19 protein-coding genes are annotated in these 23,565 nt (G+C 61.3%); 12 read left to right on the forward strand and 7 right to left on the reverse strand.

Annotated elements, in window-relative coordinates:
* The first annotated feature begins 62 nt into the window (after positions 1–62).
* Positions 63–1,199, forward strand: a complete 1,137-nt coding sequence (gene mltA, locus ACJ8IJ_RS14360) for a murein transglycosylase A (RefSeq protein ID WP_004931884.1) — start codon at positions 63–65, stop codon at positions 1,197–1,199.
* An 84-nt stretch (positions 1,200–1,283) separates the two neighbouring features.
* Positions 1,284–2,090 carry a tRNA cyclic N6-threonylcarbamoyladenosine(37) synthase TcdA gene (tcdA, locus tag ACJ8IJ_RS14365; protein ID WP_049187677.1) on the forward strand — a complete coding sequence of 269 codons (807 nt, stop codon included), beginning with the start codon at positions 1,284–1,286 and terminating at the stop codon, positions 2,088–2,090.
* Here tcdA and csdE read toward each other — a convergent pair.
* Entirely contained in the window at positions 2,081–2,515 is a 435-nt protein-coding gene (gene csdE / locus ACJ8IJ_RS14370; RefSeq protein WP_004931888.1) for a cysteine desulfurase sulfur acceptor subunit CsdE, read from the reverse strand. The two genes, tcdA and csdE, sit on opposite strands and share 10 nt — an antisense overlap.
* Positions 2,516–2,534: 19 nt before the next feature.
* Positions 2,535–3,740 carry a cysteine desulfurase CsdA gene (gene csdA, locus ACJ8IJ_RS14375; RefSeq protein WP_442518655.1) on the reverse strand — a complete coding sequence of 402 codons (1,206 nt, stop codon included), beginning with the start codon at positions 3,738–3,740 and terminating at the stop codon, positions 2,535–2,537.
* Between the two features lie 196 nt (positions 3,741–3,936).
* Between csdA and ACJ8IJ_RS14380 the strand changes: the two genes are divergently transcribed.
* From ACJ8IJ_RS14380 to rlmM, 4 genes are all read left to right on the forward strand, one after another.
* The gene (locus tag ACJ8IJ_RS14380; protein WP_004931891.1) at positions 3,937–4,161 is read left to right on the forward strand and encodes a YgdI/YgdR family lipoprotein; all 225 of its coding nucleotides are present in this window, start codon (positions 3,937–3,939) and stop codon (positions 4,159–4,161) included.
* Positions 4,162–4,546: 385 nt separating this feature from the next.
* The gene (locus ACJ8IJ_RS14385; RefSeq protein ID WP_004931894.1) at positions 4,547–5,464 is read left to right on the forward strand and encodes a transcriptional regulator GcvA; all 918 of its coding nucleotides are present in this window, start codon (positions 4,547–4,549) and stop codon (positions 5,462–5,464) included.
* Positions 5,465–5,515: 51 nt separating this feature from the next.
* Positions 5,516–5,911, forward strand: coding sequence for a DUF423 domain-containing protein (locus ACJ8IJ_RS14390; RefSeq protein WP_004931896.1), 396 nt, complete (start codon positions 5,516–5,518; stop codon positions 5,909–5,911).
* On the forward strand, positions 5,904–7,007 hold the full coding sequence (gene rlmM / locus ACJ8IJ_RS14395; RefSeq protein WP_004931897.1) for a 23S rRNA (cytidine(2498)-2'-O)-methyltransferase RlmM: 1,104 nt from the start codon (positions 5,904–5,906) through the stop codon (positions 7,005–7,007). Before ACJ8IJ_RS14390 ends, rlmM begins: the two co-directional genes overlap by 8 nt.
* Positions 7,008–7,047: 40 nt before the next feature.
* Here the strand turns inward: rlmM and xni are convergent, their stop codons facing one another.
* The 3 genes from xni to queF form a co-directional block, all read right to left on the reverse strand.
* Entirely contained in the window at positions 7,048–7,806 is a 759-nt protein-coding gene (gene xni, locus ACJ8IJ_RS14400) for a flap endonuclease Xni (RefSeq protein WP_442518654.1), read from the reverse strand.
* Between the two features lie 54 nt (positions 7,807–7,860).
* Entirely contained in the window at positions 7,861–9,225 is a 1,365-nt protein-coding gene (gene ppnN / locus ACJ8IJ_RS14405) for a nucleotide 5'-monophosphate nucleosidase PpnN (RefSeq protein WP_021505658.1), read from the reverse strand.
* A gap of 192 nt (positions 9,226–9,417) precedes the next feature.
* Positions 9,418–10,263 (reverse strand): NADPH-dependent 7-cyano-7-deazaguanine reductase QueF, encoded by an 846-nt coding sequence (gene queF / locus ACJ8IJ_RS14410; protein ID WP_004931905.1) that lies wholly within the window; start codon positions 10,261–10,263, stop codon positions 9,418–9,420.
* A gap of 63 nt (positions 10,264–10,326) precedes the next feature.
* Between queF and syd the strand changes: the two genes are divergently transcribed.
* Positions 10,327–10,875 (forward strand): SecY-interacting protein, encoded by a 549-nt coding sequence (syd, locus tag ACJ8IJ_RS14415; RefSeq protein WP_004931906.1) that lies wholly within the window; start codon positions 10,327–10,329, stop codon positions 10,873–10,875.
* A gap of 612 nt (positions 10,876–11,487) precedes the next feature.
* Here syd and ACJ8IJ_RS14420 read toward each other — a convergent pair.
* Complete coding sequence (locus ACJ8IJ_RS14420; protein ID WP_442518653.1) at positions 11,488–12,726, reverse strand: MFS transporter; 1,239 nt, start codon at positions 12,724–12,726, stop codon at positions 11,488–11,490.
* Positions 12,727–12,904: 178 nt separating this feature from the next.
* On the opposite strand from ACJ8IJ_RS14420, the gene ACJ8IJ_RS14425 reads away from it, so the two are divergent.
* The 5 genes from ACJ8IJ_RS14425 (at position 12,905) to ACJ8IJ_RS14445 (ending at position 23,068) form a co-directional block, all read left to right on the forward strand.
* Positions 12,905–13,231 carry a YqcC family protein gene (locus ACJ8IJ_RS14425; RefSeq protein ID WP_028127529.1) on the forward strand — a complete coding sequence of 109 codons (327 nt, stop codon included), beginning with the start codon at positions 12,905–12,907 and terminating at the stop codon, positions 13,229–13,231.
* A 146-nt stretch (positions 13,232–13,377) separates the two neighbouring features.
* A complete protein-coding gene (locus ACJ8IJ_RS14430; RefSeq protein WP_442518652.1) occupies positions 13,378–19,353 on the forward strand; it encodes an alpha-2-macroglobulin family protein in 5,976 nt (1,991 codons plus the stop codon).
* A 49-nt stretch (positions 19,354–19,402) separates the two neighbouring features.
* Positions 19,403–21,751 (forward strand): penicillin-binding protein 1C, encoded by a 2,349-nt coding sequence (pbpC, locus tag ACJ8IJ_RS14435; RefSeq protein WP_442518651.1) that lies wholly within the window; start codon positions 19,403–19,405, stop codon positions 21,749–21,751.
* A 60-nt stretch (positions 21,752–21,811) separates the two neighbouring features.
* Positions 21,812–22,582 carry a tRNA pseudouridine(65) synthase TruC gene (gene truC, locus ACJ8IJ_RS14440; RefSeq protein ID WP_131165575.1) on the forward strand — a complete coding sequence of 257 codons (771 nt, stop codon included), beginning with the start codon at positions 21,812–21,814 and terminating at the stop codon, positions 22,580–22,582.
* 33 nt (positions 22,583–22,615) lie between these two features.
* On the forward strand, positions 22,616–23,068 hold the full coding sequence (locus ACJ8IJ_RS14445; RefSeq protein WP_016929894.1) for a flavodoxin: 453 nt from the start codon (positions 22,616–22,618) through the stop codon (positions 23,066–23,068).
* A gap of 57 nt (positions 23,069–23,125) precedes the next feature.
* On the opposite strand, the gene ACJ8IJ_RS14450 is transcribed toward ACJ8IJ_RS14445, so the two are convergent.
* Complete coding sequence (locus tag ACJ8IJ_RS14450) at positions 23,126–23,515, reverse strand: DUF3461 family protein (protein WP_004931929.1); 390 nt, start codon at positions 23,513–23,515, stop codon at positions 23,126–23,128.
* Positions 23,516–23,565 lie beyond the last annotated feature (50 nt).

Consider the following 23,565-nt stretch of genomic DNA (forward strand, 5'->3'; position numbering starts at 1 on the left):
TTTATCAATGAGCGTTTGTTATCGTTCAGCCGGTAGATCATATCAGTTTGAGAGTGTGCGCGATGAAAGGACGTTGGGGCAAATACCTGCTGGGCGGGTTGATGGTGGCGGTGTTGGCGGGCTGTTCGTCCAAGCCGACCGATCGGGGGCAGCAATATAAGGACGGCCGTCTGGATCAATCGCTGGAGCTGGTCAATCAGCCCAACGCCAAAGGTTCGCCGGTCAACGCCAAGGATTACTCGGATCAGCTGATGGAGATCAAGTACGCGTCGCCTTCGCTGTTTAACCGCAACAACAGCACCTATCAGGCGGTGCAAAGCTGGATGGCGTCCGGTGCCGACACGCGCATGCTGAGCCAGTACGGCCTCAGCGCTTACCAGATGGAAGGCGTCGACAATTACGGCAACGTGCAATTTACCGGCTACTATACGCCGGTGGTGCAGGCGCGCTATACCCAACAGGGCGAGTTCCGCTATCCGCTGTACCGCATGCCGCCGAAGGGCAGGGGCCGCTTGCCGGATCGCGCGGGCATCTACTCCGGCGCGCTCGACGATCGCTATATCATCGCTTACACCAACTCGCTGATGGACAACTTCATGATGGAAGTCCAGGGCAGCGGTTATGTCGACTACGGCAACGGCCAGCCGCTGGTGTTCTTCGGCTACGGCGGCAAGAACGGCCACGCCTATCGCAGCATCGGCAAGGTGCTGATCGATCGCGGCGAAGTGGCCAAGGCGGACATGTCGATGCAGGCGATCCGTCAGTGGGCGGATACCCACAGCGCCGCAGAGGTGCGTGAGCTGCTGGAGCAGAACCCGTCGTTCGTGTTCTTCCGCCCGGAAGCTTTTGCGCCGGTGAAAGGCGCCAGTGCGGTGCCGCTGATTGCCAAAGCCTCGGTGGCTTCCGACCGTTCGCTGATCCCGGCGGGCACCACGCTGCTGGCCGAAGTGCCGCTGCTGGACAACAAGGGTAAATTCACGGGAAAATACGAGATGCGTCTGATGGTCGCGCTCGACGTGGGCGGCGCCATCAAGGGCCAGCATTTTGACATGTATCAGGGCATCGGGCCGGAAGCCGGCCACTCGGCGGGGTACTACAACCACTACGGCCGCGTCTGGGTGCTGAAGAACAACGGCGGCGGCCAGCTGTTCAGCGCCAATCAGTCAAACGGCGGCGGTTCGTTGTTGGCCACCCGGTAAACGCGCGCGGTGTGAAAAGATTGACCCGCAAGGGCCGGATTTTCCGGCCCTTATCATTTGCATTACGAAGGTAATTAAAGCGTTATGAGCACAGCTTATTCGGAAGCCTATCTACAGCGTTTCGGCGGCACGGCGCGGTTGTACGGCCAGCAGGCGCTGGCGGTGTTCGCGCAGGCACACGTCTGCGTGATCGGCATCGGCGGCGTGGGTTCCTGGGCGGCTGAGGCGCTGGCGCGCACTGGCATCGGCGCCATCACCCTGATCGACATGGATGATATCTGCGTCACCAATACCAATCGTCAAATCCACGCATTGCGTCAGCATGTCGGGCAATCCAAAACCGAGGTGATGGCGGAGCGCATCCTGGCGATTAACCCGGAATGCCGGGTGACCTGCATCGATGATTTCATCACTCCGGACAACGTCGCCGAGCTGCTGGACCATAACTTCAGCTATGTCATCGACGCGATCGACAGCGTGCGGCCGAAGGCGGCGCTGCTGTCCTACTGCCGCCGCTTCAAGATCCCGGTGGTGACTACCGGCGGCGCCGGCGGGCAAATAGACCCGACTAAAATCGAAGTGGCCGATCTGGCGAAGACCATTCAGGATCCGCTGGCCGCCAAACTGCGCGAGCGGCTGAAGCACGATTTCAACGTGGTGAAAAACGGCAAGGGCAAGCTGGGTATCGACTGCGTCTTCTCCAGCGAGCCGCTGGTTTATCCGCAGCCGGACGGCTCGGTATGCGCTTCGCGCAGCACGGCGGAAGGGCCGAAAAGAATGGATTGCAGCGCAGGTTTCGGCGCGGCGACCATGGTCACCGCTACCTTCGGCTTCGTCGCCGTGTCGCACGCGCTGAAAAAGATGGTGGCGAAGGCGGCGCGTCAGGCGTAACGGGCGGCGATCGCCTTTACGGCGGCGGCCAACGCCGCCAGGCCGCTGGCGCGGGTGGCGCTCAGCTGCGCGCGCAATGCCAGGCGGTCGAACAGCGCCAGCGGATCCATTGCGGCGATCTGCGGCGGCGTTTTCCCTTCCACTTCGGTCAGCAGCACCGCCAGCAGGCCGCGCACGATGCGGCCTTCGCTGTCGCCATAGAAGTGCAGCGTGCCGTCTTCCAGCAACTGGTGCCCCAGCCAGACGCGGTTTTCACAACCGCTCAATGCCATTTCTTCACTGCGCAAGGCTTCCGGCAGCGGCGGCAGCCGTTTTGCGAGCATAATCAGCTGGCGGTAGCGGTCTTCCCACTGTTTCAGCGTGCTGAAGGTGGCGATCAACGCGTCGGCGGTGACCTCTCGGCCAAAAGGATGGGGGGCGAGCATAGCGTCTCCGGGAATCAAGTCAGTCGGCCAGCAGATCGAGGGCGTGAGTTAACGCGCTGACCAGCGTATCGACGTCCTGTTGAGTATTGTAGGGAGCGAACGACGCGCGCAGCGTGCCGCTGACGCCTAACGCCGCCATCAGCGGCTGCGCACAGTGCTGGCCGGCGCGCAGCGCAATGCCTTGCTCCGCCAGCAGCGTGATGATGTCGCTGTGGTGTACGCCGGCGATATCGAACGCCAGCAGGCTGGAACCGGAACTGCGGAAGCTGCGAAAGCCCGGCAGCTGCGCCAACCGCTGTTCCGCCCGGTCCGCCAGCTCGCGGCTGTAGCGCTCTGCCGCCGCCATGTCCTGTTCACTGAGCCAGGTGAGCGCGGCGGCCAATCCCAGCACGCCGGCGATGTTTGGCGTGCCGGCCTCGAAGCAGTGCGGCGGCTTTTGCGGGATAAAACCGTCGAACGACGCCTGGGTCAGCATCTTTCCCCCTCCTTGCCACGGCGCCATCTGCGCCAACAGCTCGGCTTTGCCGTACAGCGCGCCGATGCCGGTCGGGCCATACAGCTTGTGGCCGGAGAAGGCGTAGAAATCGATGTCGAGCCGCTGTACGTCGGCCGGGCCGTGAACCACGCCCTGGGCGCCGTCGATCATTACGCGCGCGCCGGCGGCATGGGCCAGCGCGATAGCCTGCGCCAGATCCGGGCAGCCGCCGGTGACGTTGGACATTTGCCCCAGCGCCAACAGGCGGGTTTTGTCATTGAGCAGGGTGGGCAGCTGCGTCAAATCCGGCAACCGATCGGCGCCGATCGGCAGTTTCACCACCCGCGCGCCGGTTTGATCCGCCACCATCAGCCAGGGGATCAGGTTGGCGTGGTGTTCCGCTTCGCTCACCAGAATTTCATCCCCCGGCTGCAGACGCGGACGCAGGTAGCTCTGTGCCACCAGGTTGATCGCCTCGGTGGTGCCGCGCGTCCAGACGATGTCGTCGGCCGACGGCGCATGGATCAGTTGCGCGACCTGGCCGCGCGCCTGCTCGAAACGGGCGGTCAGATCCTGCGCCGCCCGATGCTGGCTGCGGTGCACGGTGGCGGCGTCGTCGCGATAAAACTGCTGCGTGGCGTCGATCACCGCCTGCGGTTTCAACGCGGTGGCGGCGCTGTCCAGATAGATGCCGTCCTGCGCGAGCGCGGGAAACTGTTGGCGAAAAAGGCTGGGGTTAAAAGGCGTCATACCCTGATTGTCACTGGCTTGAGTCGATGGGTGATCCTGTCCTATTTTGCCGCCGGAGACAAGCGTTCGCGCCGATTAGGACTTATCGCCTGGCAAAATTGGGAAAGTTTGTTATGCTATTAAACGTGCGCTTATTAATCGCATCTATACACATAAAAGGTATTTATCAGCATTTAAAACTACAAAGGAGTCCTCAATGAAGAAAACAGCCGCAGTTATCTCTGCCCTGATGCTTACGTTCACCCTGGCCGCCTGTTCCAGCAACTACGTGATGCATACCAATGACGGACGCACCATTGTCGCTGACGGTAAGCCTAAAGTGGACAACGACACCGGCATGATCAGCTATAAAGACGCCAACGGCGTCGAGCAACAGATCAACCGCGCCGATGTGAAAGAGATGGTTGAAAGCAACCAGTAATCGTCAGGCAAAAAAAAGCACCGCAAGTTTTGCGGTGCTGCATAAAATCACTATGGACAGACAGGGTAAATGTACAGGAAGTGAAAAAACAGTAGCCTAGCTACCATGTCCGGAATCGCCGGACAATTTGCAAACACAACATCACAACCACAAGCCAAAAGTTCATCGGCGTCCTCGACACCCACTCCCTTTTCGTTCCGGCCCGGGAAGTGCCGCCACTATAGGTATTTGCTGGCGCATCCTCAACGGACAAATTATAATGGCTCGGATAAAAAAAACTAATGGCAATCCGCCGTTAGCGTTTACCGATGGCTTGCCACGCAAAGCCGCCCGATTTTCGGCGCCGAATCATTCGGATTAATGTTACACAAAAGTAGCTAATTTAATGTCTAAACGCTTACCTCCCCTCAATGCGCTGCGCGTGTTCGATGCGGCCGCTCGCCACCTGAGTTTCACCAAGGCGGCGGAAGAGCTGTTCGTGACCCAGGCCGCGGTGAGCCACCAGATCAAGTCGCTGGAGGACTTCCTCGGGCTGAAGCTGTTTCGTCGGCGCAACCGCTCGCTGCTGCTGACCGAAGAGGGGCAAAGTTACTACCTCGATATCAAGGAGATCTTCTCTTCGATCAACGAGGCGACGCGCAAGCTGCAGGCGCGCAGCGCCAAGGGGGCATTGACCGTCAGTCTGCCGCCGAGCTTCGCCATTCAGTGGCTGGTGCCGCGCCTGTCCGGCTTTAACTCAGCTTATCCGGGGATCGATGTGCGCATCCAGGCGGTGGACCGCGAAGAAGACAAGCTGGCGGACGACGTCGATGTGGCGATTTTCTACGGCCGCGGCAATTGGCCGGGGCTGCGCGCCGAGCGCCTGTATGCGGAATATCTGCTGCCGGTTTGTTCGCCGAGCCTGCTGACCGGCGATCATCCGCTGAAAACCGCAGACGATCTGGCTTATCATACGTTGCTGCATGACGTTTCACGCCGCGACTGGCTGGCCTATACGCGCCAGCTGGGGTTGCAACACATCAATGTGCAGCAGGGGCCGATCTTCAGCCACAGCGCCATGGTGGTGCAGGCGGCGGTGCATGGCCAGGGCGTGGCGCTGGTGAATAACGTGATGGCGCAAACCGAGATCGAAGCCGGTCGCCTGGTGTGCCCGTTCAACGATGTGTTGGTCAGTAAAAACGCTTTTTATCTGGTATGTCATGACAGCCAGGCAGAACTGGGTAAAATAGCCGCCTTCCGGCAGTGGATCCTGGCGCGCGCCGCCAGCGAACAAGAGAAGTTCCGCTTCCGCTACGAACAATAAGGCTGGCCGCCGCCTTGCCGCGGCCGGTGATTTTTAATGGGATAGATCACGATGAGCAGCCGTTCCATGCTGGTTTTCGCCGCTATCAGCGGCTTTGTGTTTGTCGCGTTGGGCGCATTCGGCGCGCATGTGTTAAGCGGCACGCTGGGCGCCAACGAAATGGCCTGGATCCGCACCGGGCTGGAATATCAGGGGTTCCATACCCTGGCCATCCTGGCGCTGGCGGTCGCGATGCAGCGCCGCGTGAGCCTGTGGTTTTACTGGAGCGGAGCGCTGTTGGCGTTCGGCACCGTGTTGTTCAGCGGCAGCCTCTATTGCCTGGCGCTGTCGCACCTGAAGGTCTGGGTATATATCACGCCGGTTGGCGGCGTGTGCTTCTTGATCGGCTGGATATTGATGTTGATTGGCGCTTTGCGTCTGAGGAAAAAGGCCGAGCGCCATGAATAAGATTGCGTTGTACTGCCGCCCCGGCTTCGAAAAAGAGTGTGCGGCGGAGATCACCGATAAAGCCGCCCAGCTGGAGATTTACGGCTTTGCGCGGGTAAAAGAGCACAGCGGTTACGTGTTGTTCGAATGCTATCAGCCGGACGATGCCGACCGTCTGGCGCGGGAAATTCCGTTCCGCGAACTGATTTTCGCCCGCCAGATGATCGTGGTGGGGGAGCTGCTGCGCGATCTGCCGCCGGAAGATCGGGTATCGCCGATCGTCGGCATGCTGATCGGCGTGGTCGATCGCGGCGGTGAGCTGCGGGTGGAAGTGCCGGACACCAACGAAAGCAAAGAGCTGATGAAGTTCTGCCGCAAGCTGACGGTGCCGCTGCGCGCCGCGATGCGCGAGCAGAAGGTGCTGATGGCGCGCGAGAACCCGACTCGCCCGGTGGTGCATGTATTTTTCATCGCGCCGGGCTGCTGTTACGTCGGTTACTCCTACAGCAACAACAACTCACCGTTCTATATGGGCATTCCGCGTCTGCGTTTTCCGGCCGATGCGCCGAGCCGTTCGACGCTGAAGCTGGAAGAAGCGTTCCACGTGTTCATCCCCGCCGACGAGTGGGATGAGCGCCTGGCCAGCGGCATGCACGCGGTCGATCTGGGGGCCTGCCCGGGCGGCTGGACCTATCAGCTGGTGAAACGCAGCATGATGGTGCATTCGGTGGATAACGGCCCGATGGCGCCGAGCCTGATGGAAACCGGCCAGGTGACGCACCACCGCGCCGACGGCTTCAAGTTCGAGCCGAACAGCAGCAAGATCTACTGGCTGGTGTGCGACATGGTGGAGAAACCGGCGAAGGTGACCAGCCTGATGATTCAGTGGCTGGTGAAAGGCTGGTGCCGTGAAGCGATCTTTAACCTCAAGCTGCCGATGAAAAAGCGCTACGAGGAAGTGTCGCAAAACCTGATGAGCATCCGCGAAGCGTTGGGCGCCGCCGGCATCAGCGCTGAAGTGCACGCCAAGCAGCTGTATCACGATCGCGAAGAGATCACCGTACACGTGCGCCGCATGTGGTCGGCGGTGCCGGGCCGCCGCGACGAGCGCGATTAACCGCGTGAAGCCTTGATGAAGGGCGCTGCTTGCAGCGCCCTTATTGTATCGGCAGGCGCAGCTGCTGCAGGTTGCCGTCCAGCGACAGAACGGTGCGCAGCGTGGCGACCCGTTTGCTGACGTAGGCCAGCTCGCGGTGCTGCTCCAGCTTACTGCGCCATTTTTCCGGCACCTGCTCCAGGTGCTGATAAAGCCCGTCCAGAGTGCCCGACTGCTGCAGCAGCAGCACGGCGGTTTTCGGTCCGATGCCGGCCACGCCGGGGATCTTGCTGCTGCCGATCCCCGCCAACCCCCAGTAGTCCGGCAGCTGCTGCGGCTGCACGCCAAACTCCTGTTGCACGAAAGGCATATCCAGCCAGCGTTTCTGGAAGTAATCGCGAATTTGTACGTTCGGCGCCAGCAGTTGGCAATAGCCTTTGTCGGTGGAGACGATGGTCACCTGGTGGCCGCCGCCGGCGACCTTCGCCGCCAGCGTGGCCGCCAGATCGTCCGCCTCATTGCCGGGCGAATGCCAGCTGGCGACGCCCAACTCGGCGAAGGCCTCGCGCAGCTGCGGCATCTCCTGCTGCAGGTTTTCCGGCATCGGCGAGCGCCCGGCCTTGTAGTCCGGCAGAATTTGGTGGCGCCAGCTGTCGCTGCGGTCGTCCTCGTCGAATACCGCCACCGCGTGGGTCGGGCGGCTGTGCTGGAGCAACTGCTGCAGCGCGTGGCGGCAGGCGTTGACGCAAGGGGAGCCCTGCACGGCGTGAATGCGGCGGATGAGGTTCAGGGCGTCGACAATCAGTAGGTGTATCATCATGGGCGGTAAGGTCAGAAAAAACAGGGCGGCCGTTACGCCGCCCGGGATTGAGGGTCAGGCGACGATTTCGTAGCAGGGCACATAGGCGCTGCCCGGCAGCTTCATACGGTGCTGGGCAACAAAGCCCTGCAGCAGGCTGTCCATCTGCTTCATCATTTGCGGTTCGCCGTGCAGCTTGTACGGGCCGAACTGCTCAATGGCGTGGATGCCGTTTTCCTTCACGTTGCCGGCCACGATGCCAGAGAAGGCGCGGCGCAGCGCGGCGGCCAATTGCTCCGGCGGCTGGTTCGGATACAGGTTGAGGTTCGCCATGTTCTCGTGGGTCGGCTCGAACGGCAGTTGCAGATCCGGCGCGATGCGGATCGACCAGTTAAAGCTGTAGGCGTCGCCGGTGTTGCGGCGGTTTTCCTTCACCAGCGGCATGGCTTTTTTCATCTGCCGCGCCACTTCCGCCGGATCGTCGATGATGATGGTGTAATGGCGGCGCGCTTCGTCGCCCAGCGTGTTCATGATGAACTCGTCCAGCACGCGGAAGTAGTCGGCGCTCTCTTTCGGTCCGGTCAGGATCAGCGGCAGCACCTGTTCACTGTTCTCCGGGTTCATCAGGATACCCAACAGGTACAGCAACTCTTCGGCGGTGCCGACGCCGCCCGGGAAGATAATGATGCCATGCGCGATGCGCACGAAGGCTTCCAGGCGTTTTTCGATGTCCGGCATGATCACCAGCTCGTTCACCAGCGGGTTAGGCGGCTCGGCGGCGATGATCGAAGGCTCGGTCATGCCGATAAAGCGGCTGTTGCGGTAACGCTGCTGCGCGTGACCGACCGCTGCGCCTTTCATCGGCGCTTCCATGGCACCCGGCCCGCAGCCGGTGCAGATGTTGAGCTCGCGCAGGCCCAGCTGGCTGCCGACCTTGCGCGCGTACAGATATTCGTTCTCGTTGATCGAGTGCCCGCCCCAGCACACCACCATGTTGGGATCTTCATCCAGATGCAGCGTGCGCGCATTGCGCAGGATCGAGAACACCAGGTTGGTGATGTGGGCCGAGTTTTCCAGGTTCAGGTGTTGGAAACGGCCGGCGCTGGCGATTTGGCCGTGCACGAACAGAATGTCGCGCAACACGGCGAACAGGTTGGCCTGCAGCGAACGGATGATGCGGCCGTCGACGAACGCCTCTTCCGGCGGGTTGACCAGCTCCAGCTTCACCCCGCGCTCGCGGCGCAGCACGTTGATGTCGAAGGTTTCATAGCGCGACAGCAGCTGTTTGCTGTTGTCGGTTTGGCTGCCGGAGTTCAACACGGCCAGCGAACAGTTGCGGAACAGGCGGTACAGGTCGCTGCTGGCGGTGCGCTTCAGCATGTCTACTTCCAGCTGCGACAATAAATCCATAGAGCCAAGCGGGCTGATGTGTGTAATCAAGGTAACTCCTTTGCACCCGGTGCGGGGCGGTAGTAATCCATACGCAGCAAAACAGCATCTCGTTATGGTTGGCGTGCTGCGGCGCAGCGGGCGCTCTGCCCGGCCACAGCCTCGTTTTAACCTTACCGCCGTCCCTGGGCTTTTACCAACATAAACCGCTCGTTAGCTCAGTTGTTGAGCAATGTTTCGCACTTATTGGCGCGCCAGGCGGCCGTGCGCGGGAGCGAATACGACGTTGCTGCGCCACGGGTTGATGTCCAGCCCGCCGCGGCGGGTGTAGCGGGCGTAAACCGTCAGGCTTTGCGGCCGGCAGTAGCGCATCAGATCGTTGAAGATGCGCTCGACGCACTGCTCGTGGAATTCGTTGTGGTGGCGGAAGGAGACCAGGTAGCGCAGCAGCGCTTCGCGATCGATCTTGCCGCCGCGGTAGCTTATCTGCACCGAGCCCCAGTCCGGTTGATGGGTGATCAGGCAGTTGGACTTCAGCAGGTGGCTGACCAATTGCTCTTCCACCACCTCTTCACCGGCGGCGTTCAGCAGGTAGTCGGCGTTGAACTCATAATTGTCGATGCGGATATCCTGCTGGTCGATGCAGTCGCCGGCCAGACGGGCGATCGGCGTGCCTTCCAGCTGCTCGACGCTGAACAGGGTGACGCTTACCTCGCCCTGGGCACAGGCAGACAGATCGCGCTGCAGGGTGCTGCGCACCGTTTCCCAATCGGCGAACGGGGTTTGGTTGAAGCTGTTGAGATACAGTTTGAAGCTTTTCGATTCGATCAGGTTCAGGCTGTCGGCGTTGAGGCTGATCTCGCCGACCGCCACCTGCGGCAGCCCGTTGGCGTTCAGCCAGGAGAGTTCGTAAAGCGTCCAGATGTCCGCGCCGTGGAAGGGCAGGTTGTCGGGATACAGCCCCAGCGGCTCGCGGTTCATGCTGCGCGGCACCGCCTGCAGCAACGTGGCGTCGTAGCGATCGCGGTAGGCGGTGGGTTTGCCCAGCGTCAGCCCTGACAGGGCCTGGTGGTCTTGATAGGAGGACATCTGCTGTCACCTCGCTCAGAGATAGGTACAATGGCCGTCAGTTTAACGTATGCGAGAAAGAATATGGACCATGATGTATCGCACGCTCTGCGTGAATTCACTCAACGCTATGTCGAGTTGTGGCAGCAAGCGCGCGGCCACGCGCCGGCCAGCCAGGCGTTGTACGGCGTGCCGTCGCCCTGCATCGTGGAGAATCGCGAGGACGAGGTGCTGTGGTTGCCGCAGCCTTTCGAGCCGGCGGCGACGCTGGAGAAGGTAGAAGCCGCGCTGGAGCTGCGTTTGCAGCCGGATGCGCACCGTTTTTACACGCAGCAATACGCGGGCGACATGAGCGCGCAATTTGGGGAGCATCGCCTGAGCCTGCTGCAGGTCTGGAGCGAGGAAGATTTTATCCGCCTGCAGGAGAACCTGATCGGTCATCTGGTGACGCAAAAACGTCTCAAGCTGTCGCCAACGCTGTTCCTGGCGACCACCGAATCCGAGATGACGATGGTGTCGCTGTGCAACGTTAGCGGCAACGTGGTGCTGGAACAATTCGGCAGCGATAAGCGCACCTTGTTGGCGGCGACGCTGGGGAATTTCCTCGATGCGCTGCGCCCGGTGCTGGACTGAAGCGCGGCGGATTCGCCGTCGCCCGTGTAAGAGATCTCTCACACGGGGTGTGAGAGATCGCTCTTAATTTTTCCCACCTTTTTCCAGACTATGAGATTATTGTTATCCAGATCAATTGGTTAGAATTTCTTTAGGATAACTCTTAGGCTTAATTTAGTGTGAGACGCCTCCCAAACCCTTGTGATTCCGGGGAATTTAAGCGATCTTATCGTTACCGGAACGGAACCGGCGGAGCAGGAAAGCATCAGGATGATGCAGCTTCAGGACGAAGAAAGGGATGCGCTCAGGCAAGAGCGAAGGATGGCGTCAGGAGATGCCCAGGATGTTTCAGGATAGAAACCAGGGACACCTCCAGGACGGAGATTGAGAGCCGGCACAGGACTGTCGGCGGGTCAGGAAGGCTGAGGAACCGCGTCAGGACGATGCTGCAGGATGATGCAAGGACCACTTGGTCAGGATGGCCGCAGGAAAAGTTTTCAAGGATTGAGCAGGGAGCACACTGTGTAGCGGGATGGCTATAAAACGAACCGGGGGCACTGTTAACGCAGTGCCCCCAACTTTTTGTTGTTCTATCCCGCCGTGCGTGCTTCTCTGCTTAATCCATCGCCAGCGTTAACCAATCGCGCCCAGCGTATCGCCTGCGCCCTGTTTTTTCGGCAGCAGGAACAGCGTGGCGTAGATATCCAGCAGGTAAATCGCCGCCAGCAGGCTGATAGCGGCGGTGAACGACACCTGCGTCACCAGCGCGCCGATCACCAATGGCCCCAGGCCGCCGACACCGCGCCCGAGATTGAACAGGATGTTTTGCGCGGTGGCGCGCGCCTGTACCGGGTAAGTATCGGAAATCAACGCGCCGTAGCCGCCTATCATGCCGTTAACGAACATGCCCATCACGGCGCCGGCGAACAACATCAGCATCGGGTCGCTCAACTGGGCGTAGCCGATCACCATCACCACCGCGCCGACCTGATACAGCACGAAAATCTTCCAGCGGGCGAAGCGGTCGGCCAGCACGCCAAACAGCCCGATGCCGAACGTCATGCCCACGACTGTCACCGCCGTCCACAGGCCGGACTTGGTGAGCGAGAAACCAAAGTTTTTCGCCAGGTAAGTCGGCATCCAGATCATCAGCCCGTAGTAACCGAAGTTCTGCACCGAACAGAGAATGAAGATGCCGATGCTGGCCTTGCCGGTGGCGCGATCCTTAAACAGCAGGCGCAACCGCTGCAGGAAGGAAAGCGGCTGCCCGGCGTCTTTCTGCCGCACGAATTCCTCCGGTTCGCCCAGCGTGCGGCGGATCAGGAATGACGCCAGCGCCGGCAGCAGGCCGACCAGGAACATGCCGCGCCAGCCGATGTGTTCCAGCAGCAGCGGCGTCAGGAAAGCGGCCGCCAGCACCCCCAACTGCCAGCCCATGCCGACGTATGCCGAAGCGCGGTTGCGCTTCTCCGCCGGCCAGGCTTCGGCGATCAACGCCATGCCGATGCCGAACTCGCCGCCCAACCCGATGCCCGCCAGGGTGCGATAGGCCAGTAGATCCCAATAGCCTTGCGCCACGGCGCACAGGCCGGTGAACAGGGAAAACATCAGGATGGTGATCGTGAGTACCCGGATACGGCCGAAACGATCGCTGAGGTGGCCAAAGATCACGCCGCCCAGCACCGCGCCGATCAGCGTCCAGGTGACCAGCGAACCGGCGGCCGATGAGGATAATCCCAATTCGATGCTGATGGCCGGCAGCATAAAGCCGAGGATCAGCAGGTCAAACCCGTCCATGGCATAACCGGTGACCGAGGCCAACATGGCCTTACCGGGCGTCGCGTGGTTTTTTTTCTCTGTTATTACGGACATGAATCTTTATCTGTGTGGTGAATTCGGTGGGCCTATTGTGCCGCGCGACGGCGAACGTCACCAGATAAAAACGGCGAGCTGTCTCAGGCGCGCCGAATTTGGGCTATAAAAATGCTATGCTTTGCCGCCTTTCAGCCAGAGCGCTGAATACCATGATGAAAAGAGATCGGGAATGCAGATGAGTATACATAACCAGGTGCGCCGCAGTTTGCAGGCGATTGAACAATCCATGCGCGATCTGGCGCTGTGGCAGGCCGCGCCCCCTGAGCATGAGGCTTTCTCCAGCACCGAGCCGTTCTGCATCGACAGCATGTCGGCCGAAGCCTGGCTGCAGTGGGTGTTCTTGCCGCGCATGTATGCGTTGTTGGACGCCGAGGCGCCGTTGCCGACGCGCTTCGCCATCACGCCTTATTTCGAAGAGGCGTTGAAAGATCGTGAACCGAGCAGTCTGCCGCTGCTGGTGCTGCTGCAACAGCTGGATTTGATGTTGAATAAAGAGCCGTAATGCGCCGGCGGCGCGCAGATTTTTGCCGCCCGGCAGTGTAGAGTACTCGCGCGGATGCCGGGCAGGAGAGCCGACGGCGTCTTTCGGCTCGGTTTAACCGCGGCGGTTGACCGGGAGCTGCATTAGGATGATGAGGTGCTGCAATAATGGATTTATTAAGGTTTATCCTGCGTTTGCCTTTTACCCTGGTTAAGGGCGTTTGTCGCCTGCTGGGCGGGGCGTTGTCGCTGTTGGGGCGGTTGCTGAGACCGCTGGTCGGCAACCTCAGCTGGCGCGCGCCGGCCTGGTGGGCTGCGCTGCCGCGCGGTTTTTTGCGGCTGGAAAGCGGCGTGGATAAACACCCGAAAGCGGTCGGTCTGAGCCTGCTGCTGCTGGCAGGCGTTGCGGGCGGCGCATTTTACGGTTGGCACTGGTGGCAAAACCGGCCCCAACCGATTGAACCGGCGCCGATGGTGGTTCAGGAGATCAACGCCGAGTTGTCCAACCCCGAGCCGATAGACTACGCCGCCGCCCGGCAGGCGCCGCAAACGGTGAGCCTGACCTTCAGCGGCTCGGCTGCGCCGATAACCGCGGCGGGCAAAACCGTGAGCGCCGGCATCACTCTGAAACCGTCGGCGGAAGGGCAGTGGGCATGGAGCAATGAGTCGACACTGGTGTTCACGGCGAAAAAGCCGCTGCCGATGGGCGCGAAATATGAGGTGACCCTTGAGCCCGCCACGTTGCTGGCGCCGCAGGTCAAGCTCGCCAAAACCCGTTATGCCTTCACCGTGCCCGCGTTCGATTACCGCCTGGGGCAGGCCGAGTATTACCGCGATCCGCAGAATGCGCAGAAACGCAGCGCGATTTTCAATCTGCAGTTCAACGCGCCGGTCGACGTCGCCAGCTTTGAAAAACAAATTTCGCTGGGATTGAAAGAAGGCAGCGCCACCTCCGAGAAGAAGCTGAATTTCTCTCTGGTCTATGACGAGAAAAAACTGAACGCCTGGGTGCATTCCGAGCCGCTGCAGGCGCTGGATCAGGGCGGGGCAGTGCATCTGACCGTTGGCAAGGGCGTTAAATCGACGGCGGCCGGCAACGCGGTCGAAGAGGCGAAAAGCAACTGGGTAAAAGTACCGACGCTGTACAGCCTGGCGCTGAGCGACGCCAGCGCCCAGGTGGTGGATACCGACGGCGGCCAAGGGCAGCGTGCCCTGGTGGTCGGTTTCAGCGATGCGGTGAAGGATAAAGAGCTGGCGCGGGCCGCGAAAGCCTGGCTGCTGCCGCAGCACGATCCGAGCGATGCCGAGACCGCCAACGATGCCGACGATTTCTATCAATGGACGGTCGACAGCGTCGGTAAAAACGTGCTGGCGCAGGCGACGCCGCTGCCGTTGACGCTTAACGAGGCGGAAGAGGCCTACCAACCGCAGTTCAGCTTCCGTTTCGACGCCCCGGCGCACCGCTTTGTGCTGCTTGAGATCGATAACCAGCTGGTTTCCGCCGGCGGTTACAAAATGCCGAAGAAGGTTTACCGCGTGGTCGAAGTGCCGGAGTTCCCGAAATCGCTGCAGTTCATGTCGCAGGGCTCGCTGCTGTCGGTCAACGGCGACAAGCAGATCAGCGTGGCGGCGCGCAACGTGGCGGGCCTGCGGCTGGACATCAAGCGGGTGATCCCGAGCCAGCTGCAGCACATCGTCTCCTTCAAAAGCCGGGAATACTCCTCCACGGAATTCAACCGGCTCAACGACGAATATTTCACCGAGCATTTCAAATACCAGACGGCGCTCAACAACGAGCGGCCGGGGGAAGTGAACTATCAGGGCATCGATCTTTCCCGCTATCTCTCCACCAACGCCAGTTCCCATCGCGGGGTGTTCCTGCTGACGCTGTCTGAATGGCAGCCGAACCGAAAACCGGCGGCGGAAGAGGCGGGCGCCGAGCAGGATCAGGAACAGGATGAGAGCGAAGGGGAAGAGCAGCCCGACGTCGGCGATTCGCGCTTTGTGGTGGTGACCGATCTGGGCATCGTCGCCAAGAGCTCGCAGGACAAGACGCGCGACGTCTTTGTGCAGTCGATCCAAAGCGGCGCGCCGGTCAGCGGCGCCACCGTGTCGGTGGTGGCCAAAAACGGCGTGACGCTGCTCAGCCAAACCACTGGCGCCGATGGGCACGTGCGTTTCCCGGCGCTGGATGTGTACACCAACGAGCGCCAGCCGGTGATGTTCCTGGTGGAGAAAGAAGGGGATGTCTCCTTCCTGCCGACCGGCAGCTATAACGATCGCGGGCTGGATTTCTCGCGCTTCGACGTTGCCGGTGAACAAACGCCGACCGATCCGCGCACGCTCAGCAGCTACCTGTTCTCCGATCGCGGCGTTTATCGGCCGGGGGATACCTTTAACATCGGCCTGATCACCCGCGCCACCGACTGGGGCGTTGGCCTGGCCGGCGTGCCGGTGCGCGCCGAAATCCGCGATCCGCGCGACAAGCTGATGTCTACCGTGCCGCTTACGCTGGGCGCCAGCGGTTTCAACGAGCTGAGCTATACCACCGATGAAAATTCGCCCACCGGCGAGTGGAACGTCTATCTGTATCTGATCGGCAAAAATAACGACACCTCCACGCTGCTCGGCCATACCGCAGTCAATGTGAAGGAGTTCGAACCGGATCAGCTGAAAGTGAAGCTGGCGTTGACGCCTGACCGCCAGCAAGGCTGGGTAAAACCGTCCGAGCTGAAGGCCAGCATCGATGTGCAGAATCTGTTCGGCACCCCGGCGCAGGATCGCCGCGTGACCACCAGGCTGACGCTGCGGCCGATGTATCCGAGCTTCGATCGCTTCCCGGATTATGCGTTCTATGAAAACCGACAAAACAGCGACGGGTTCGAGACCGAGCTGGAAGATCGCACCACCGATGAGCACGGCGCGGCCGATATTCCGCTCGATCTGAAATCCTACGCCGACGCCACCTATCAGCTGCAATTGCTGTCGGAGGCGTTCGTCGCCGGCGGCGGGCGCTCGGTGGCGGCTACCGCCCGTACGCTGGTTTCCCCTTACGATTACCTGATCGGCGTGAAGGCGGACGGCGATCTGGGCTACATCAACCGCGACGCGGAGCGGCATCTGAACGTGATCGCCATCGATCCGGCCCTGAAACAGATCGCCATGCCGAACCTGAAGCAGGTGTTGATCGAGCAGAAATACATTTCGGTGCTGACCAAACAGGATTCGGGCGTTTACAAATACCAGTCGAAGATGAAGGAAGTGCAGCTGTCGGAACAGCCGCTGGCGCTGAGCGAGCAGGGCGCGGATCTGCGGCTGGCGACCGATAAGCCGGGCGACTTCGTGCTGGTGATTGAAGATGCGCAGGGCAAGACGCTCAATCGCGTCGCCTACAGTGTGGCCGGTAACGCCAACCTGAGCCGTTCGCTGGATCGCAATGCCGAACTGAAGCTGAAACTCAACCAGGCGGAATACCAGCCGGGCGAGGAGATCGAGGTGGCGATCAACGCGCCTTATACCGGTAGCGGCTTGATCACCATTGAAAAGGACAAGGTTTACGCCTGGCAGTGGTTCCACACCGACACCACCAGCTCGGTGCAGACGATCCGAGTGCCGGCCGGCATGGAGGGCAACGGCTACATCAACGTGCAGTTCGTGCGCGACATCAACTCCAGCGAGATCTTCATGAGCCCGCTGAGCTACGGCGTGATGCCGTTCAAGATCAGCACCAAGGCGCGCCAAAACAGCCTCGAGGTGACGGCGCCGCAGGTCATCAAGCCGGGTGAAAACCTGACGATGACGGTCAAGACCGATGCGCCGCAGCAGGTGGCGCTGTTCGCCGTCGATGAGGGCATTCTGCAGGTGGCGCGTTACCGCCTGAAGGATCCGCTGGAGTTCTTCTTCAGCAAGCGCGAACTCAACGTGAGCAGCTCGCAGATCCTCGATCTGATCCTGCCGGAATTCAGCAAGCTGATGGCGCTGACCGCGGCGCCGGGCGGCGATGCGGGCGAAGGGCTGGATCTCAACCTCAACCCGTTCAAACGCAAGCGCGACAAGCCGGTGGCCTATTGGTCCGGCATTACCGAGGTCAGCGGCGAGAAGCAGTTCGTCTATCCGGTGCCGGATTACTTCAACGGCAAGATCCGCGTCATGGCGATTTCGGTGACGCCGGAGAAAATCGGCAAGGCGCAAACCGCCGCCACGGTGCGCGACAGCTTCATCATGACGCCGAATGTGCCGGCGATGGTGGCGCCGGGCGATGAGTTCGACGTCAGCGTGGGCGTCAGCAACAATCTTGAAGGGCTGAAAGGCCAGTCGGTCGCCATCAACGTCCTGCTGACGCCGCCGCCGCAGTTGGAGGTGGTGGGCAACGCGACGCAAAGCCTGACGCTGGCGGAAAAACGCGAGGGCGTGATCGCCTTCCGCCTGCGCGCCAAAGCCGTGCTGGGCGATGCGCCGCTGGTGTTCGACGCCCGTTACGGCGACCAGGCCAGCCGTCGCACCGTCAGCACCTCGGTGCGGCCGGCGGCGCCGTACCGCACCCAGTCGGTGATGGGGCGCATGAGCGGCGGCAGCCAGAATGTCGATGGCCTGCGCCAGATGTTCGACGCCTTCGCGCAGCGCCGGGCGGCGGTGTCGAATTCGCCGCTGGTGCTGACCAGCGGGCTGGCGCAATACCTGGCGGATTACCCGTATTACTGTTCCGAGCAGATCGTCAGCCGCTCCATTCCGCTGATGCTGCAGAGCCGTCATCCGGAGATGAAAAGCAGCCTGAGCCAGGCGGAAGTCAGCAAGCAGCTGCGTAATCTGCTGGGCGTGCTGCGCGCCCGTCAGAACGACAGCGGGGCGATCGGCGCCTGGCGTTCGTCGCCGGATGCCGATCCTTTCGTCACGCCTTATGTGGTGCAGTATCTGCTCGAAGCCAAAGCGGCGGGCTACGCCCTGCCGGAAGGCATGCTGGATGAAGCCAACGGCGCGCTGCGCGAGCTGGCGGCCAGCGGATTCGACGATCTGTATCTGCTGCGCCTGCGCAGCTGGGCGGTTTACCTGCTGACGCTGCAGGGCGAAGTGACCACCAACTCGCTGGCGGCGGTGCAGGATACGCTGCAAAAACGCTATGGCGAGGGCTGGAAAACCGATCTGAGCGCGCTGTATCTGGCCTCTTCCTATCGCCTGTTGAAGATGGACGACGAAGCCGCCGCGCTGTTGCAACCGAGCTGGCAGCAACTGAGCAAAGCGTATGACAGCGCCTGGTGGACGCAGAACTATTTCGATCCGCTGGTGCAGGATGCGACGCGGCTGTATCTGATTACCCGTCACTTCCCTGAGAAGGTGGCGTCGATCCCGCCGCAGGTGCTGGAGAATATGGTCAAGGCACTGAAAGAAGAGCGTTACACCACCTACTCCTCTGCAATGAGCATCCTGGCGCTGGAAAGCTATTCGGCCCAGGTGGCGGCGCAATCCGCCAATGCGGACGCGTTAGGCATCATGCAGGTGGGCAAAAGCGACGGCGACCCGCAGCGCATCAGTGAGCTGCAGGGGCTGTTCGTTCAGGGGCAATTTAACGCCGACGCTACCGCCGTGCGCTTCACCAACGGCGGCAGCGCGCCGGCCTGGTATGTGGTGACGCAGGCCGGTTACGATCTGAATGCGCCGCAAAAAGCGCTGTCGCGCGGGATTGAGATCGTCCGCGATTACACCGACGAACAGGGCAAGCCGGTGACGCAGGTGACGCTGGGGCAGAAGATCAACGTCCATCTGAAGGTGCGCGCCAATTCGAAAGAGGGACAGAGCAACCTGGCGATCGTCGATCTGCTGCCGGGCGGGTTCGAAGTGGTGCAGCAGATGCCGCCGGAGCCGGCCGACGCCGGTGAAGAGAGCGACGATCGCGGCGGCTGGCAGTCGCCGCTGGCCGCATCTGGCTCCACCTGGGCGCCGGACTACAGCGATATCCGCGAAGATCGGGTGATTATCTACGGCAGCGCCGGCACCGAGGTGCAGGAGTTCGTCTATCAGATCAAGGCTACCAATACCGGCAGCTTTATTATTCCACCGGCCTACGGCGAAGCCATGTACGACCGTGAAGTGCAGGCCATGTCGGCCGGCGGCGGCAAGCTGGTGGTGGTGCCGGCGGGCAACGACTAGGCCGTATCCGGCGCCAGGCCAGCGTCTGGCGCCGGAATGCTGAGAACGTATGAAGATCCTGACCGGGCGCGTGCTGCAAAACGGCTTGATGGCGGTGTTTTTACTGGCGCTGCTGTTGACCGCAATTCGGCTGTGGCCGCATCCGCCCCTGTGGCAGGGGCTGCCGCAGTCTTCCGTTTATTACGACAGGCACGGCGCGCTGCTGCGCATTACGCTGGCCAACGACGATCGCTACCGGCTGTGGACCCCGCTGGAGCAAGTGTCGCCGCTGGCGGTGCGCGGGTTGCTGCTGCACGAAGACCGCTGGTTCTACTATAACCCCGGTTTTAACCCCGTCAGCCTGATGCGCGGTTTCTGGCGCAGCTATGTCGCCGGCGGCAAAATGCAGGGCGGATCGACCATCAGCATGCAGCTGGCGCGTATGCGCTGGCATCTCAATACCCGCACGCCGGGCGGCAAGCTGCTGCAGGTGCTGCGTGCGGTGCAGCTGGAACTGAGCTACTCCAAGCGCGATATCCTGGAAGCCTATCTGAATTACGCGCCCTACGGCCGCAACATTGAAAGCATCGGCGCCGCCAGCCTGATCTATTTCGCCAAGTCGCCGCGGGAGTTGACTCTGCCGGAGGCGCTGACGCTGGCGGTGTTGCCGCAGTCACCCAGCTACCGTCTGGAGCCGAAAACCGGCATGCTCGGCGCCGCATTGACGCAGGCGCGCAACCGTCTGTTCCTGCGCTGGCAACAGGCTTACCCCACCGACGCCAGCCAGCAAACGCTGTTCCGCCTGCCGTTGGCGCTGCGGCAGCCTGAACAAGTGCCTTATATCGCACCGCACTTTATCGAACAGCTGCGCCTGCAGACGCAGCAACTGGTGCAGCGCGATACCCGCGTCGACACCACGCTGGACGCCGGGCTGCAGCGGCTGGTCGAACGACAGGTCAACGCCTTTATCGCCCGCAACCGCAGCCGCGGCATCCAAAACGCCGCGGTGCTGCTGGTGGACAGCCGCGATATGGGGGTGCGCGCGCTGGTGGGTTCGGCGGACTATTACAATCGTCCGATTCAGGGGCAGGTGAACGGCACCAACGCCAAGCGTTCGCCGGGATCGACGCTGAAGCCGTTCATCTACGCGCTGGGCATGGAGCAGGGCGTGCTGCATCCGATGACCATTCTTAAAGACGTGCCTTCGTCGTTCGGCGCCTATGCGCCGGAAAACTTCGATCGGCGCTTTCTCGGCCCGGTGACCGCCACCGACGCGCTGAATTTCAGCCGCAATATTCCGGCGGTGTATGTCGCTTCACAGCTGCGTCAGCCGACCTTTTATCAGTTTTTGCGCCTGACCGGCGTCGCCAATATGGCCAACGAGAGCCACTACGGACTGTCGCTGGTGTTGGGCGGCGGCGAGGTAACGGCGCAGGAATTGGCGAAGCTGTATGCGCTGCTGGCGAATCGCGGCGAGCTGCGGCCGCTTCGCATGCAGCTGAACCAGGCCGAATCGACGCCGGTACGGCTGCTGAGTGAGGAGGCCAGTTTCATCACGCTGGATATGCTGCGCCAGCACCGGCGGCCGGGCGATACGCTGGCGCAGCGTTCTTCGTCGCTGCCGGTGTACTGGAAGACCGGCACCTCATGGGGCTTTCGCGACGCCTGGAGCGTCGGGATTTTCGGCCCTTATGTGCTGGTGGTGTGGGAAGGCAACTTCGACGGGCGCGGCAACAATGCGTTGGTCGGCGCCGAGGCGGCCGCGCCGCTGTTCTTCAACATCATCGACAGCGTCAACGCCAGCTATCCCGGCCTGCGAGAACCGAAGCACCCGTTCCCCAAACGGCTGCGGCGGGTGGACATTTGTCTCGCCAGCGGCGATCTGCCGACGCCGTGGTGCCAGCAAAAGGGCAAGACCTGGTTCATTCCCGGCAAGTCGCCGATCAAGGTCGACAGCGTTTACCGGCCGGTGGTGCTGGATATTCACAGCGGTGAGGTCGTTTGCCCGCCGTATGACGCGGCGCAGACCCGCACCGAAATCTTTGAGTTCTGGCCTTCCGATCTGGCCAACGTGTTCGCTCAGGCCGGGTTGCCGAAGCGGGCGCCGCCGATCAATCGCTGCAAGGACAACGGCATCGCCGTCGGCGGCAGCGCGCCGCGCATCACTTCACCGCTGAAAAACACCACCTATACCCTGCGCCAGTCGCAGCAGGGGCGGGACAAAATCGCCTTCAATGCGGTGACGGACGCCGACAGCAAGACGGTGTACTGGTTCGTCGACGATATCTATCTCGGCAGCAGTGCCAGCAAAAAGCCGATCGACTGGCGGCCTATCGACAACGGGCGCTACCGCATTCGGGCGGTAGACGAGCGCGGCCGCGCCGATATGCGGCTGGTGACCATCGAATGGGTGAACTAGCGTTGCGTCTCATGCCTGTTATACTCGCGCCCGAAACGGTTATTGACCTGGGAACGTGATGTGATTGAGATTTTATATCAGGATGAACACCTGGTGGCGGTGAACAAGCCGTCGGGTTGGTTAGTGCACCGCAGTTGGCTGGATCGTCATGAAACCCGCTTTATGATGCAGACGGTGCGCGATCAGCTCGGGCAGCACGTTTTTACCGTGCACCGTCTCGATCGCCCGACCTCCGGCGTGCTGCTGATGGCGCTGTCCAGCGAGGTGGCGCGCCTGCTGTCGCAGCAGTTCGAACAACATCAGGTGCAGAAAACCTACCATGCGGTGGTGCGGGGTTACGTGCAGGAGGGGGCAACTCTCGATTATCCGCTGACGGCGGAACTGGACAAAATCGCCGATAAACATGCCGATGCCGATAAGGGGCCGCAGCCGGCGGTAACGCACTACCGGCCGTTGGCGCAGGTGGAGATGCCGGTGGCCGTCGGCCGCTACGACAGCGCGCGGTACAGCCTGGTGGAACTGCAGCCGGAAACCGGCCGCAAACATCAGCTGCGGCGCCATATGGCGCATCTTCGCCATCCGATCATCGGCGACAGCAAGCACGGCGATCTGCGGCAGAACCGCGGGATGGCGCAGCATTTCGGTTGCCCGCGCCTGATGCTGCACGCCAGCCATCTGCAGCTGACGCACCCGGTGACCGGCGAGCCGCTGCAGGTAACGGCGCGCTGGGACGAAGCCTGGCAAGGGGTGATGGCGCAGTTCGGCTGGGCGGGGCTATTCCCTGAACTTGCCGGGGTTGAGTTTAGCGCGGCTAACGGTCAGGATAGCTGACAATTTTTAAAGGTAATGAAGGGAGTAGGAGCCATGGCTCAGGTTGGTATCTTCGTGGGAACGGTCTACGGCAATTCGCTGCTGGTGGCGGAAGAGGCGCAAAACATCCTCAGCGAGCAGGGCCATGAGGTCAAACTGTTCGAAGAGGGCACGCTGGAGGCCTGGCAGTATTATCGTCAGCACTACGCGCTGGTGATCACCTCCACCACCGGGCAGGGCGATCTGCCGGACAGCATCGCGCCGCTGTTCCACGCTATCCGCGATCAGGTTGGCTATCAGCCGGAGCTGCGCTATGGGCTGATAGCCCTCGGCGACAGCAGCTATGACAACTTCTGCGGCGCCGGGCGCGCGTTCGACGCGCTGCTGCAGGAGCAGGGCGCCACCCGCGTTGGCGAAGTGCTGGAGATCGATGCGATGGAACAGCCGGAACCGGAAGTGGCCGCCTGCCCGTGGGTCGAGCAGTGGGGCACGCTGCTGCAATCGTAAAGTAAAAAGGCGCCGCAAAAGGGCGCCTTGGCGATGATGCGGGTCAACCGATCCGCATTATTTGCCGCGGGTGAGTTTTTCCAGATCGGCTTCGATCTCGGCAATCTTGTGCGACACCACGCCTTCGAGATGGCGCAGGTCGTCGAGGATTTTACGCTTCAGATCCACTTCCACCTGATCGCGCTGGCACAGCTGATCCAGCTCGTCGATCACGTAACGCAGGTTCGGGTTGATCTCGTGAATTTCCTTGTAGCCCTGGCCGGCGTTGTCCGCCACCACGGTTTTACGCTGGCGCGGGTACTTGAACTTCACGCTCTTGGCGAAGAACTCGCCCTTGTCCTTGCGGAAATAGATCTTGAGGATGTCGTTGTTGGCCTCTTGACGCAGGCTATAGCGATCGACGTCTTCCGGTTGATTGATGCCCAAACTCTTCAAGTTATCGTACATACTGCGCCCTCTTTAGATGTGATCGTTATATTCCACGACTGCGATTATGG

It is taken from the genome of Serratia sp. CY40230, assembly GCF_052168835.1.
Classification (GTDB): domain Bacteria; phylum Pseudomonadota; class Gammaproteobacteria; order Enterobacterales; family Enterobacteriaceae; genus Serratia; species Serratia nematodiphila.

Bases quoted from the DNA above. Each gene is read 5' to 3' on its own strand.
- ACJ8IJ_RS14385 (WP_004931894.1), top strand. From the start codon at position 4,547: ATGTCTAAACGCTTACCTCCCCTCAATGCGCTGCGCGTGTTCGATGCG.
- ACJ8IJ_RS14450 (WP_004931929.1), bottom strand. From the start codon at position 23,515: ATGTACGATAACTTGAAGAGTTTGGGCATCAATCAACCGGAAGACGTC.
- ACJ8IJ_RS14420 (WP_442518653.1), bottom strand. From the start codon at position 12,726: ATGTCCGTAATAACAGAGAAAAAAAACCACGCGACGCCCGGTAAGGCC.
- pbpC (WP_442518651.1), top strand. From the start codon at position 19,403: ATGAAGATCCTGACCGGGCGCGTGCTGCAAAACGGCTTGATGGCGGTG.
- ACJ8IJ_RS14430 (WP_442518652.1), top strand. From the start codon at position 13,378: ATGGATTTATTAAGGTTTATCCTGCGTTTGCCTTTTACCCTGGTTAAG.
- queF (WP_004931905.1), bottom strand. From the start codon at position 10,263: ATGTCCTCCTATCAAGACCACCAGGCCCTGTCAGGGCTGACGCTGGGC.
- syd (WP_004931906.1), top strand. From the start codon at position 10,327: ATGGACCATGATGTATCGCACGCTCTGCGTGAATTCACTCAACGCTAT.
- rlmM (WP_004931897.1), top strand. From the start codon at position 5,904: ATGAATAAGATTGCGTTGTACTGCCGCCCCGGCTTCGAAAAAGAGTGT.
- csdE (WP_004931888.1), bottom strand. From the start codon at position 2,515: ATGCTCGCCCCCCATCCTTTTGGCCGAGAGGTCACCGCCGACGCGTTG.
- ACJ8IJ_RS14380 (WP_004931891.1), top strand. From the start codon at position 3,937: ATGAAGAAAACAGCCGCAGTTATCTCTGCCCTGATGCTTACGTTCACC.
- ACJ8IJ_RS14390 (WP_004931896.1), top strand. From the start codon at position 5,516: ATGAGCAGCCGTTCCATGCTGGTTTTCGCCGCTATCAGCGGCTTTGTG.
- tcdA (WP_049187677.1), top strand. From the start codon at position 1,284: ATGAGCACAGCTTATTCGGAAGCCTATCTACAGCGTTTCGGCGGCACG.
- mltA (WP_004931884.1), top strand. From the start codon at position 63: ATGAAAGGACGTTGGGGCAAATACCTGCTGGGCGGGTTGATGGTGGCG.
- xni (WP_442518654.1), bottom strand. From the start codon at position 7,806: ATGATGATACACCTACTGATTGTCGACGCCCTGAACCTCATCCGCCGC.
- csdA (WP_442518655.1), bottom strand. From the start codon at position 3,740: ATGACGCCTTTTAACCCCAGCCTTTTTCGCCAACAGTTTCCCGCGCTC.
- ACJ8IJ_RS14425 (WP_028127529.1), top strand. From the start codon at position 12,905: ATGAGTATACATAACCAGGTGCGCCGCAGTTTGCAGGCGATTGAACAA.
- ACJ8IJ_RS14445 (WP_016929894.1), top strand. From the start codon at position 22,616: ATGGCTCAGGTTGGTATCTTCGTGGGAACGGTCTACGGCAATTCGCTG.